Source organism: Zhihengliuella sp. ISTPL4, from assembly GCF_002848265.1.
Classification (GTDB): Bacteria; Actinomycetota; Actinomycetes; order Actinomycetales; family Microbacteriaceae; genus Microbacterium.
On record NZ_CP025422.1, the window covers coordinates 2487285 to 2500446 of the forward strand.

Here is a 13162-nt window from a genome sequence, read left to right on the forward strand (position 1 = left end):
GACCGGTTGCGGGGGCGCGACAGGCCCCGCGCCGCCGAGGCGACGCGGGGCCCGATGCCGGATCAGAGTGTGGCGAGGATCTCCTTCATCTCCGTGATCTCGGCGGTCTGCGCATCGACGATGTCCTGCGCGAGGGCGACCGCGTCGGCGTTCTCGCCGTCCGCCACCTCGGCCTCGGCCATCTCGACCGCGCCCTCGTGGTGCACGATCATCTGCTCCAGGAACAGTCGGGACGCTTCCGGGCCGGCTGCGGCTTCGAGGGCGGCGAGGTCGTCGTCGCCCATCATGCCGTCGCCGTGGTCCATCTCGGCGGGATCCCCCGCCTCGGCGCCCCAGTCGTCGAGCCAGCCCTGCAGCTGCTCGATCTCCGGGCCCTGCGCGGCCTTGATGCGTTCAGCGAGGTCGGCCACCCGCGGATCGATGTCGTCCTTCGCGAGCACGATGTCGGACATCTCGACGGCCTGCTCATGATGCACGATCATCATCGACGCGAACATCGCGTCGGCCTCGTTCGCGCCCGTCAGCGGCGCGTCCGAGGCGGAGTGATCCATGCCGGAGTGATCCGCCGGTCCCGACGGCGCGGCGGAGGCGCATCCCGCGAGGACAAGGGATCCGGCCAGCACCAGGGCGGCGGCTGTGGTGGTTCGATTCTTCATTGCTCTCTCTTCTCTGTCTGTCGGAAGGGCGTCCGCGGTCGCGTCGCCCGAGCGCGCACGGCGGCGCCGATCAGGTCCGACTGATGCAGAGGACGTGGAGAGAGGGAGGACGGAGCGGTCCGGCGGAAGCGTCGACGGGGGAGCGCAGAGCACGCAGCAGCGGACCCGTGCCGATCAGGCGGGGCGGGCGCAGCAGGAGGAGCAGCCCGCCGAGCAGGGCGAGGACGCAGGCTGCTCCACCATCGCCCGCGGGGTCGCCGGGGACGACCGCCGTGTCCGCCGCATCGGACGCGGACGCGGGCGAGTCCGAGGCGGAGGTGTGCGCGAGGGCCGGCGCGGAGTGCCCGGCCAACGTATGCCCCCCGGGTGTGCCGTGCGTGTCGAGCGCATGCATGCCGAGGAGACCGAGCACGACGCCGGTCACGAGGACGACGGCGAGCAGCGCTCCCCGGAGCACGCGACGACCGACCATCCTTCCACCTTACCCGGTGGGGGTATGGGTACCAGGATGACGGTCAGCGAGCGACGCCGGCTCGACGCAGCAGCCGTCGGACGGCGATCACGACTCCGGCCACCGCCAACTCCCCGACCACCCGGCCGAGCAGCGTCGCGATGAGCACCGGTGGAACGAGGTGCTCCGGTGAGAAGACGGGGAGGGCGACGACGAAGAGCACCACGCCGACCACGGCCCCTGCCAGCAGGATCCGGCGCGGGCGGACGGGGACATCGCGGCGGAGCGGCAGTGCGAGGTCGAGCACGACGCCGCCGAGGACGAGCGGCACCACCCCCAGCAGCCCTATAGGGGACACCGCGACCGTGAGCACCCCGGTGACGAAGGCGGCCAGCGTCGCCATCCCCGGGACCCGGGTGACGACGCGCGCGAGGAAGGGCAGCGCGGTGTGCACCGCGGCGACGAGCGCGTAGGCGGGCGGGGAGGTGGCGGCCAGCACGCTCGTGACCGGCACGACAGCAAGGAACACGAGGGCTTGCACCGCGCCGAGGGCGGCGCTCACGAGGAGGGCGCTGGTCGGCACGCGGCGGGAGGACACGGGCACTATCGGACCACTCACTCCTCCGAGCCTAGATCGGGAACGGCTCGGCGGCGTCCTTGAGGATGCGGGTGTGGATATCGTAGGGGTGGGGATGCGTACCTGGGGAGGGACGATGCCGACTTTCGGCGCGCAAGGCGACAAGAGATTGCCGCGGGTTTCCGCACACGTCATCGGTCGTCCGCGGCTGAACGCGGCGCTGGACGCCGGAGCTCCGCTCACGCTGCTGCGGGGCGCTGCGGGCGCAGGAAAGACCACCGCACTGGTCGGCTGGGCCTTCACCTCCGCGGCGCGCGTCGTGTGGCTGACCGCGAGTCCCGCCCTGGCGACGAGTCCGGCGCTCGCATCCGGTCTGCTGCGGGCACTGCGCGGCTCGGACCCGACCGAGCGCCGCCCTGCTGATCAAGCCACGGGGGACGGCTGGCCCGCCGTCGCGCAGTACCTGTGCGATCACGAGGAGCCCCTCGTCATCGTCCTCGACGATGCCGCCGCGCTCGACCGCGATGCGGTGTTCGACCTCTGCCGCACGATCGCCGTCCCGTCGCACGTCCGCCTGGTCGTCGCCACGAATCGCCCCAGTCCCTTCGACAGTGACGGCGTCGGCCTCGTCATCGACACCACGCTGATCACGCCGGAAGACCTCGCTTTCGACATCGACGAGATCCGCCGCGCGCTCGATGTCGATGAGGACACCGCCGTCGCCGTGCGAGAGGCCACCGAGGGCTTCGCGGCGGTCATCCGCGCCGTCGCCCTCCGCGGCAGAACTCCCGGCGACGCGACGATCGTGGAGATCGCGGCCACTGCGGTCGACGACTACCTCCGCAGCCGCATGGAGGAGGGCACGTTCGGTGCCGGCGTGCTCGAGGGTCTGATCCGGATCAGCATCACGGATACCGTCGACCTGCCGTTGGCGCAGTCCCTCAGCAGCAATCCGGACATCGGCGCCGCTCTCGACGAGGCCGAGGCGTTCGGCTTCGGTCGATGGTCGACGGCCACCGCTCCCCGGACCTTCACAATCGCCTCCCCGGCCCGCTCGCTGCTGCGGCGCGACCTCCTGCAGCGGTTCCCCACGGAGATCCGTCTCCTCCGGCGCCTTGCCATCGAGGGCGCCCTCCGTCGCGGCGCCCCCTTCGAAGGGCTGCGCCTCGCGATGGAGGAGGACGACCTCCACCTGGCGGCCCACGTCATCATGTCGGGGTGGAGCCACCTGCTCGACCACGACGGTCGCCGAGTCGTGGCACTGCTGGGCGACCTGCCCCTCGCCCGGCTGAAGCAGGAGCCACTGGTGGCGATGCTCCTCGGGATCTGCCTCAACGCCAACCGCCTTCGCCGGGTGCGCGGACTGCAACTGCTGCGGCTGGCGATCTCCGCCGCGAACGCCCGTCGGAGCACGCTCTCTCCGACGGAGCGCCTCTTCATCTGGACCGCCGAGAGCGCGGCCCTGCGCGTGGTCGGGATGCCCGAACGGGCGGGCCTGGTGGCCGCCCGCGCCCTCGCCGTGTTCACCGAGACGCCCGAGTCCCAATGGCAGCAGTACGCGATGGAGATGCCGCTGCTGTGCACGCATCTCGGCATCTCGCTCTACTACGGCGGTCGTCGAGAGCAGGCCGTGCGCCTCTTCGACGAGGCCGCGGCCCTCGCCGCGTCGCAAGGGGGCGGGAAGGCGTTCCACGCCGTCAGCCTCCTCAGCGGGATCCACGCCCTCAACGGCGACCTCCCGGAGGCCCGGCACTACGTCGACATCATCCGCGAGGGCTCGTGGGATCCCGCGCAGCTGGACGGCTATCGCGGCACGTTCTACCGCGTCGCCGAGGCGATGCTGGCGGTCGAGGACGGCGACCTCGCCGCGGCCAAGCAGCACGTGCGCGCCTTCCTCCCGCACCGGGCGACGAGCGAACACTGGACGACGATGGCGACCGTGGAAGCCTGGATCGCGCTGCACGACGGCGATCCCGCCGGCGGACTGGAGCGACTGGAGTCGTTCGCCCGGCTGCGCGGACGCGAGGCCGGCTCGACGCCGGCCCGCCAGGCGCTGAGCCGCCCCCGGATCCTGCTCCATCTCGCTCTCGGCGACATCCGCGCCGCGCGCGGCATCAAGCAGCGCGACGCCGGGACGGACCGGTTCGGCACCCTCGTGGAACGTGCCAGGCTCGCCCTGATCGACGGTCGCGCGCCCGAAGCGGCGCGGCTCCTGTCTCACACCCGTCTCGAGCCGACGACCTCCCGCGAACGCGCGGAGGCCGCGGCGGTGCAGAGCGCCGCCCTCCACCGCGCCAGTCCCGCCGCCGCGCAGGCCGTGACCGAGGCGCTGAGTGCGCAGCTCGCGGACCGGGGCCTGCGCACTCCGCTGGCCCTGCTCGGCGCCGAGGACTTCGCCGCCATCCGGGCCGACCTCGCCCCGGTCGGCGGCGCGCCGCTGCCCACCCGCTCTGCCTTGCCGTCGTTCGCCGCACGCCCGAAGCTGTCCGCGCGAGAGCAGGTCGTGCTCCATGCGCTCACCACCGGCGCACCGCTGCCCGACATCGCCGCGGAGCTGCAGATCTCGCCGAACACCCTGAAGACCCAGCTCCGCAGCATCTACCGCAAACTCGACGCCGCCAACCGCACGGAGGCTCTCGAGCAGGCCGCCCGGCACGGCCTGCTCCCCGGATGACGAGAGCCCCGCCCGTCGGAGACGACGGGCGGGGCTCTTCTCCAGGACCGCTAGCTCTGCAGACGGCGGCGGCGCACCACCAGCAGCACCGCACCGCCGATCAGCAGCGCGATCGCGAGCCCGAGGACCCACGGGGCCAGCTGTCCGCCGGTGAGGGCGAGCGGCGTCAGCACCGGGTTCTCGGTCGTGCTCGTCGGCGGGGTGATCGTCTCCCCGCCGGGAGGCGTGGCCGAGGCGGCGGCCACGTTCCGCAGCGTCGCCCCCGCCGCGTCGGCGTGCACGGTCACCGCGTAGGTGATCACGACGCGCTCCCCTTCGGCGAGGCTGCCCGTCCAGCGCAGCGTCGTGCCGTCGATCGTCGGCGCGGCCACCGCACGGTCACCCACCGTGGCGGTCGCCGTGCCGCGGAGGTCGGCATGCCGCAGCACTCCGGTCAGGTCGTCCGTGACGACGACCTCGTCCAGACGCGTCTCGCCGGTGTTGGTGCCGGTGAGCGTGTACGTCACGACGCTGCCCGTCGCGACGGCGGAGCCGGACGCGGGGTCGGACGTCTTGACGAACGTGAAGCCCGGAGTGCCGACCGGGTTCTCCGTCGTCACCGGCGGCGGGGTCAGCTCGGCGCCGCCGGGAGGCGTCGCCGTGCCCTCGACGGTGTTCGCGATGATCGCGCCGCCCGCGTCGCCATGCAGGGTCACCGAGTAGGTGATCGTGACACGCTCGCCGACCGCGAGGTCACCGGCCCAGGTGAGCTCGTCGCCCGCGACGACGGGTGTCGCAGCGATGCCGTCGCTCACGGTCGCCGTGGCGTCGCCGTTGTAGGCGGCGTGCGCGAGCACGCCCGACAGGTCGTCGACGATGCGGACCGGAGCCAGCGCCGTCTCCCCCGTGTTCACGCCGGTCACGGTGTAGGTGATGACGCTGCCCGGGTCGACACGGGTGCCGGAGGCGGGGTCGGCGACCTTGCGCAGCTCGAAGCCCGGCTCGTTCACGGGGTTCTCGGTTGTCGCCGGCGGCGTCTCGATCGGCGGCACCCCGCCCGGCGGGGTCGCCGAGCCGGCGGCCGCGTTCTCGATGACGGCCCCGCCGGCATCCGCCCGCACGGTCACCGAGTAGGTGATCGTGACGGTCTCGCCGACCTGCAGCGCGCCCGTCCACGACAGCCCCTCCTGGGCCACCGTCGGCGCGGTGGTCACCGTGCCGCTGATCGTCGCGGTCGCGTCGTCGTTGTACTCGGCGTGCGCCAGGACACCGGAGAGGTCATCGGTGATGGTGACAGGGTCGAGAGCCGTCTCTCCCGTGTTCACGCCGGTCACCGTATAGGTGAGGACGCTGCCCGGGTCGACCGCCGTGCCCGCAGCCGGGTCGACGCTCTTCGAGACGGAGAACCCAGGCTCGTTGACCGGGTTGGTCGTGACACCGGGCGGCGGCGTGATCGTCGATCCGCCCGGCGGGGTCGCCGTCGCGGTCGCCGCGTTCTCGATCACGGTGCCCACGCCCTCGGCGCTCACGGTCACGGAGTAGGTGACGGTCACGGTCTGGCCGACCGCGAGCGCCCCCGTCCACGACAGCTCCGTGCCGTCCAGGGTCGCGGGATCCGCAGAGGCACCCGCGATGCTCGCCACGGCGTCCGCGTTGAAGGTCGCGTACGGCAGCACACCGGACAGGTCGTCGGTGATCGTCACCGGGTCGAGCGCCGTCTGGCCCGTGTTGACGGCCGTCAGCGTGTAGGTGAGCACGTCACCGGGGTCGACAGCGGTACCGGCGGCGGGGTCGACCGTCTTGGCGAACGTGAAGCCGGGCTCGTTCACGGGGTGCTCGGTGCTCGACGGCGGCGGCGTGATCGGCGTGCCGGGAGTCGTGGGGCTCTCGGGGTCGCTCGGGTCGGCGGGGATCAGCGGGGTCGCCTCTCCGGTGGCCGTGTTCGCGATGGTCTCGCCGCCGGCGGTGGCGTCGACGGTCACCGAGTAGGTGATCACGACGTCCTGACCGGGGCGCAGCACGCCGTTCCACGACAGCGCCCCGTCGGCCACGCGGCCGTCGCCGCGAGTGGCGGACACATCGTCGTTGTAGGACGCGTGGGCCAGCGCCGCGCGCAGGTCGTCGCCGATCTCGACGGGATCCAGGACGGTGTCGCCCGTGTTGCGGCCGGTCACGGTGTACGTGATCACGCTGCCGGGGTCGACGCGCGTGCCCGTCGCCGGGTCGGCCGTCTTGGTGACGGTGAAACCGGGGGTCGCGACGGGGTGCTCCGTCGTCGCCGGCGGGGTCTCGACCGGGGTGCCCGGCGTGGTCGGGCTCTCCGGGTCGGTCGGGTCGGTCGGGATCAGCGGGGTGCCCTCACCGGACACCGTGTTGCGGAGCAGCACGCCGGTCGCGCCCTCGTCCACCGTCACCGTGTAGGTGATGTCGACGCGGTCGCCGGGAGCGAGCGTCCCGGTCCAGGTGAGGGTGGTGCCGGAGAGCGCGACGGATCCGGACGAGGCCTTCGCGTCGCCGCCGTACTCCGCGTTCGCGAGGACGGCCGAGAGGTCGTCGACGATCGTCGCCGGATCGAGGACCGTGTTGCCGGTGTTGGCGCCCGAGACGGTGTAGGTGAGGGTGTCGCCCGCGCGGACGGCGGTTCCGGAAGCAGGGTCGGCTGACTTCGAGACCTCGAAGCCTGTGTCGACGACGGGGTGCTCCGTCTCCGCCGCCGGCGGGACGATCGGGGTCCCCGGGGTCTTCGCCCCGGAGGGGTCCGCGGGGTCGGTCGGGATCTGCGGCGTGGCCGAACCGGTGACGACGTTGTGCAGCAGCGCCTTCTCGACACCCGCGTCCACGGTCACCGTGTAGCGGATGGTGACAGATTCTCCTCGCGGGATGCTGCCCGTCCAGGTGAGGGTGGCGTCGGCGACCCGCACGGAGCCGCGGTCGGCCGTAACGTCGTCGTTGTAGCCGGCGGAGTCGAGCACGCCGGACAGGTCGTCGACGATCTCCGCGGGGTCGAGGTCGGTGTCGCCCGTGTTGGTCCCGGTGATCGTGTAGGTGATCGTGTCGCCCGCCGACACGGCCGTGCCGGAGGCGGGATCGGCCGACTTCGAGATCGTGAAGCCGGAGCCGATCACGGGGTGCTCGGTGGTGACCGTCGGCGGGACGATCGGCTCACCGGGAACCTGCGGCCCGGTCGGGTCGCCGGGGTTCGGGGTCGTGGGAGTGCCGGATCCGGTCACGCTGTTGCGCAGGATCTCGCCGGAGGTGTCGTCGCCCACGGTCACCGAGTACGTGATCGTCACGGTCTGTCCAGGCTGAAGCGTTCCGGTCCAGGCGAGGGCGTTCCCGGTCAGGGTCGCGCCGCCCGTGGTGACGGTGGTGCCGCCGACCGTGGTCGTGATGTCGTCGTTGAAGGCGGCGTTCGCGAGCACGCCGGAGAGGTCGTCGGTGACGGTCACCGGATTCAGGACGGTCGCCCCGGTGTTCGTGCCGGTGACGGTGTACTCGATGGTCTGGCCCGGCTCCACCACGGTGCCCGCGGCGGGATCGGAGGTCTTCGCGACCTCGAAGCCGGCGACGGGGTGCTCGGTGGTGACGGCCGGAGGGGTGATCGGAGGCAGGCCTCCGGGCGGGGTACCGGATGCGGTGACGCGGTTGGCGATGCTCTCACCCTCCACACCCTCGTCGACGACGACGGAGTACGTGATCGTGAGCACCTGGCCGGGCTCGAGGGCGCCGGTCCAGGCGAGATCGTCGCCCGTGACGGTGGCGGCGCCGGACGACACCGGGTCGCCGTCGATCGCCGTCGCCACGTCGCCCTGGTATTCGGCGAACGCGCGCACGCCGGACAGGTCGTCGGCCACGGTGACCGGGTCGAGGCGGGTGTTGCCGGTGTTCTCGGCCTGCACGGTGTAGGTCAGGCGCTGACCGGCCTGCACGGCGGTGCCGTCGGCGGGGTCGGAGGTCTTGCGAAGAGCGAGGTCCGGCGCGAGGCGGACGTTCGTGTAGGTGCACGTGACGTCGGTGCCGAGCGGGCCGGCCGGCTGGGTGACCTGGCCGTCAGCCGTCACGGCGACCGGAGTGGTCGAGCCGTCCGCGTTCACCTGCAGGCAGACGAGGGAGGCGTCGTACTTCGTGAGGTCGGTGGTTCCCGCCGCCGACTCGGACAGCCGGAAGGTGTCGCCCTGGTTGGTGAACACGGGGCCCGCGTAGTCCGGCTGCAGGCCGGAGCGATCGCCGCGGGTGACGGCGTTGGTCTGCGCGACCTGGTAGCCGGTCGGCGCCTGCACCCGGAGACCGAACTGGTCGGTCGCGGCGTGACGCCCCTCCGGGAGGTCCTTCTTCAACGTCAGCGTGTTCGGGAACGTGCAGCTCGCCATGTCGGTGGGCGAGAAGGTGCCGAGCTGGGTCGTGTTGACCGTCTGGCCGCGGGGCAGATCGACCTCGACGATGTACGGGTTGTTGCCCCCGACGGAGACGAAGATGTGACCGAGGTTTCCGAACGCGATGCCGTTGCCCTGCACGCCAGCGCCCATGTCGTGCACCTGCTTGGCATCGATCGTGGCCGTGCTGGGCTGGAGCGTGGCGGGCAGGTCGGCCGAGTAGATGTATCGGTCGGCGACCAGCACGAGCTGACCGGAGGCGCTGAAAGCCATGTCCCCGTTCGCCCCGAAAGCGCTGCTGCCGGTGGTCGGGCGCAGCTTGCCGACCTGCACGTAGGTCTGCGGTGTGACGCTCTCGTTCCACGCGTAGAGGTTGATGGCGCCATCGAGCGTGCCGCTGGCGAAGTAGTACACGCCCGTGACGGGATGCACGGCCCCGCGCAGGACAGAGGAGTCCGTGCGGCTGGTTCCCAGCGTGAACGGCGTTCGGGTCGTCGTTCCCTCGCCCCGACGGTCGTGCTTGGCCAGTACCTTGTCCGTGCCGACGTTGGTCACCGTGTACGCGTACGTTCCGTCCGCCGACAGGCCGAGCCCATTATCGGAGTGCCCGATGCCGATAGTCGTGGCGCCCAGGGAGCCACCCCGCGCGTCGACGGCGAACTCGCGCACCTCGGTGGCGCTCTGCACGTACACCGCTCCCGGCGTGCAGAGGAACGGCTCGGCGGCGGCGGCCGGCGCCGCGGTCAGCGTCCCGCCGACGACGATCATCGACGACGCGACGAGCGCCGTGCTGACGGCACCGCCGATCAGCCTCTTCGTCCGGCCCCGCCAGCGGCGGCGCCGCTCCGGCGGAAGACCATCGGACGTGCGGTCCTTGCGGGCAACACGGAATCCCATGACTGCTCTCCCCATTCATCGCGTTCCGGCACGCATCCGCGCACACGGAAGCCCCCGCCCCCTCAGGCGACCGCCGAGCACCCTTCGGGCAGGGTGGACTCGGTCCGGGCCTCCGCCAGCCTGCCGGTGCGCCGCGTCGAGCCCGGACCGAACCGGGAGAATTCACCCCGCCTTTTCACCCCGACCGCACGACGGAGGGCGCACCGGGATCCCGATGCGCCCTCACGTGGTCGCGGGTCTACTCGCGCGAGCCGAGCTCCTCGATCGGGCGGCGGCGGAGTGCGGCCTCCGTCGCGACCCGCAGCGCGACGAGGGCCAGCGCCCCCATGCCTCCGACGATCGCGAGCGAGCCGAGCACGGGCATCGTCGGGACCGGCTGCCCGGAGATGCCGTAGCTCATGCCCATGAGGGGCGGGATGGCGACCAGCACACCGAACATCATCGACAGACCCGCGATCATGATCGCCTCGGTGCGCATCGTGGCGCGCACCTGGCCCCGGGAGGCGCCGATGAGCTGCAGCAGGGCGAATTCCCGGGATCGCTCCCCGGTCGCCATCACGAGGGTGTTCACGACGGCGATCGCGATGTACCCGAGGATGACCAGCAGGCCGATGAGGCTCACCCATCCCTGCTGCGAGACGGCGCCGGTCGTGCTCGCCTTCTGCCCGGAGGCCGGGGTCACCTGCAGGCCGTCGGCGGCGAGGGCGTCCGCTGCGTCGCCCCCGTCCACCGACACGAGTGCGAAGGAGTCGAGCCCCGCAGATGTGTGCGTGCGGACGTGGTCGGCGGCCATCGTGAGATCACCGAAGCCGAGACCGCGTTCATAGATGCCGACCACGGTCGCCTCCAGCGGGGCCCCGTCGCCGAGCACGCCCGTCACGGAGTCGCCGACGTGGAGGCCGAGCGTGTGCGCCGCATCGGCGCTGACCGCGACGGTCGCACCGCCGTCCAGGGCAGCGAGGGAACCCTCCTGCACCCGGAGGTCGAGCAGGCCGTCCACCGTCGACGGGTCGACGCCCTGCAGCACGTATTCCGTACGCTCGACCTGGCCTTCGATGTCGAGCGAGTCGAGCACCGCGGTGCTGACGACCACACCGGTCGCGGCGGTCACGCCCGGCTCGTCGCGCAGCGCGCCGACCACGTCAGGAGAGACTCCGGCCGGGGCCGACACCCGCAGGTCGGCGGTCACTCCGGCCCGCGCCTGGGTCGCCGCCTCGTCCGCGACGATCGCCGGCCCGCCGATCTGCACGAGTCCCAACCCGATTCCGAGGGCGATCGGCAGGACGGCAGCCGCCATCCGCCGACTGCCCGCCGCGGTGTGTGCGGCGGCGAGGAAACCAGCCGCCGACGAGCGGCGCAGCACCGGCCCGATGAGCCGCACACACACGGCGACAAGCCACGGGCCCAGGAGCGCGAGCGCCGCGATGAGCATGATCGCGGCCCCGGCCGACGCCCCCACCGCCGCGTCCCCGCGGATCGTCAGCGGGACGGTGGAGACCGAGATGCCGGCGGCGGCGAACACGATCCCGGTGATGATGCGGGGCAGGCCGATCGGGCCAGGCCCCGTCGACGACTCGCGCAGCGCCTCGATCGGATCCAGCCGGGCCGGGCGGCGCGCCGCGATGCGCGCCGCTCCCCAGGCCGCGCCGAGCACCAGCACCAGGGCGGCCAACGCCGGGAACGGGCTCAGCGCGAGGGCGAAGTCGCCGGGGATCACGCCGCCCGCGACGAACGCCGACTGCAGCGCGGACGACAGCAGGTACCCGGGAACGATCCCGAGCAGTGCGGCGACGATCGCGACCGTGAGCACTTCCCTGGCGATGAGGGAATGCACCTGCGACGGCGTGGCCCCGACGGCACGGAGCAGGGCGTACTCTCGCCGACGCGCCTGCACCGACAGCGACAGCGTCCCCGCGACGATGAAGAGGGCGACGAGGATGCAGGTGCCGACGAACGCGCTGCCGATCGCGATGAGCAGAGTCCGGGCCGCCGCCGAGTCGAGGAACTCCACGTCACCGCGGGCGTCGCCGGTCCGGGCGACCAGCTGCGGGAACGCCTCGCGGATCGCGCTCGCCACCTGCTCGGGGTCACCGTCGACGAAGACGCCGAGCGCCTGCGGGGCACCGCCGTGCGGGTCGAGCTCGCGGAGACGGGCGTCGCTGAGGAACACCGGAACCGCGCGCTCCGGCAGCGCCTCTGCGCTCACCAGACCGACGACCGTGAATGTCGCCGGGGTGCCGCCGTGAGCCAGCGGAAGGGAATCGCCCACGGCGTGCCCGGCGCCGACGACCACCACGACTTCGTCGCCGGCAGCGGGTTCCCGACCCTCCGCCAGCGCGAAACCGGAGAGGGCCGTCGCCGCCCAGGGGTGCGCCTCGACCACCGCGCCCGTCCCGTCCTGCATCGACAGGGGAACGGTCACGTCGGCCACCACGGCCTCGACGCCGGGCAGCGCGCCGATCTCCCTGGCCGCGTCGGCGGGGACGGAGGCACGCTCGCGCAAGGGCACCGGCAGGTCTTCCGGGACGTCGACCTGCTGCGCGGCCCCGACGACGACCTCGGCCGCCGTGTAGCGCTGCGGGGCGAGGCCGCCGCGGATACCCGACTCGACGAGCACGCCGAGCCCCGTGACGAGCGCGCTCGCGACGAAGATGGCGACGAACACCCCCGCCAGGCTGCGTCGATGATGCCGGAGGTCGGCGCGGACGATGCGCCCGAGCCCGAGGGTCGAAGCGGACATCACCACTCCCCCAACGTGCTCATGCGATCCGTGATCTGCTGCGGGGTGCCGCCGTCGAGATGTCCGGCGAACGCCCCGTCGGCGAGGAAGATCACCCGGTCGGCGTGCGAGGCCACCACCGGGTCGTGCGTGACGACCACAACGGTCTGGTGCAGCTCCTTCGCGGTGTGCGCGAGGAGGTCGAGGACCTGCTTTCCGGTGCGGGAATCCAGGGCGCCGGTGGGCTCGTCGCCGAACACGACGTGCGGTCGCGTGATGAGCGCCCTGGCGATCGCGACGCGCTGCTGCTGTCCGCCGGAGAGCTCAGCGGGGCGACGGTGGCGGCGGTCGGTGAGACCCACCGCGGCGAGCAGCGTCTCCAGCCAGCGATGATCCAGAGCCTGCCGGCCGAGGCGCAGCGGGAGGGTGATGTTGTCCTCCACGGTCAGGGCCGGAAGCAGGTTGTAGGCCTGGAACACGAACCCCACATGGTCGCGGCGGAAGGCCGTCAGCTGCCGGGGAGTGAGAGCGGAGATCTCGGTGCCGCCCAGGTGCACCGTGCCGCTGGTCGGGCGGTCGAGGCCCGCGGCGCTGTGCAGCAGCGTGCTCTTGCCCGAGCCGGACGGCCCCATGATCGCGGTGAACGAGCCCCGGGCGATGGCGAGGTCGATGCCGCGGAGCGCGGTCACCGTGGCGCTGCCGGAGCCGTAGGTCTTGACGAGGCCGCTGAGACGCAGGGCCTCGGCGGGGGCCGCTTCGACGAGCGGCGGGGAGGAGAGGGAGGTCATGCTTCGACGCTAGGAAAGCCGCGGGCCCACCCCCATCCCGCCCGGTCC

At 72.5% G+C, this 13162-nt stretch carries 7 protein-coding genes; 1 reads left to right on the forward strand and 6 read right to left on the reverse strand.

Annotated features, from left to right (window positions below):
• Positions 1 to 62: 62 nt before the first annotated feature.
• The 3 genes from CYL12_RS11825 to CYL12_RS11835 form a co-directional block, all read right to left on the reverse strand.
• Positions 63 to 656, reverse strand: a complete 594-nt coding sequence (locus tag CYL12_RS11825; protein ID WP_101847778.1) for a DUF305 domain-containing protein — start codon at positions 654 to 656, stop codon at positions 63 to 65.
• Positions 657 to 726: 70 nt separating this feature from the next.
• Positions 727 to 1128, reverse strand: coding sequence for a DUF6153 family protein (locus CYL12_RS11830; RefSeq protein ID WP_101847779.1), 402 nt, complete (start codon positions 1126 to 1128; stop codon positions 727 to 729).
• Positions 1129 to 1171: 43 nt separating this feature from the next.
• The gene (locus CYL12_RS11835; protein WP_158297173.1) at positions 1172 to 1726 is read right to left on the reverse strand and encodes an ECF transporter S component; all 555 of its coding nucleotides are present in this window, start codon (positions 1724 to 1726) and stop codon (positions 1172 to 1174) included.
• Between the two features lie 52 nt (positions 1727 to 1778).
• Between CYL12_RS11835 and CYL12_RS11840 the strand changes: the two genes are divergently transcribed.
• A complete protein-coding gene (locus tag CYL12_RS11840) occupies positions 1779 to 4358 on the forward strand; it encodes a helix-turn-helix transcriptional regulator (protein ID WP_233486728.1) in 2580 nt (859 codons plus the stop codon).
• Positions 4359 to 4408: 50 nt separating this feature from the next.
• On the opposite strand, the gene CYL12_RS11845 is transcribed toward CYL12_RS11840, so the two are convergent.
• From CYL12_RS11845 to CYL12_RS11855, 3 genes are all read right to left on the reverse strand, one after another.
• A complete protein-coding gene (locus CYL12_RS11845) occupies positions 4409 to 9607 on the reverse strand; it encodes an isopeptide-forming domain-containing fimbrial protein (protein ID WP_101847781.1) in 5199 nt (1732 codons plus the stop codon).
• Between the two features lie 238 nt (positions 9608 to 9845).
• Entirely contained in the window at positions 9846 to 12347 is a 2502-nt protein-coding gene (locus CYL12_RS11850) for an ABC transporter permease (RefSeq protein ID WP_101847782.1), read from the reverse strand.
• Complete coding sequence (locus CYL12_RS11855) at positions 12347 to 13114, reverse strand: ABC transporter ATP-binding protein (protein ID WP_101847783.1); 768 nt, start codon at positions 13112 to 13114, stop codon at positions 12347 to 12349. Before CYL12_RS11855 ends, CYL12_RS11850 begins: the two co-directional genes overlap by 1 nt.
• Positions 13115 to 13162 lie beyond the last annotated feature (48 nt).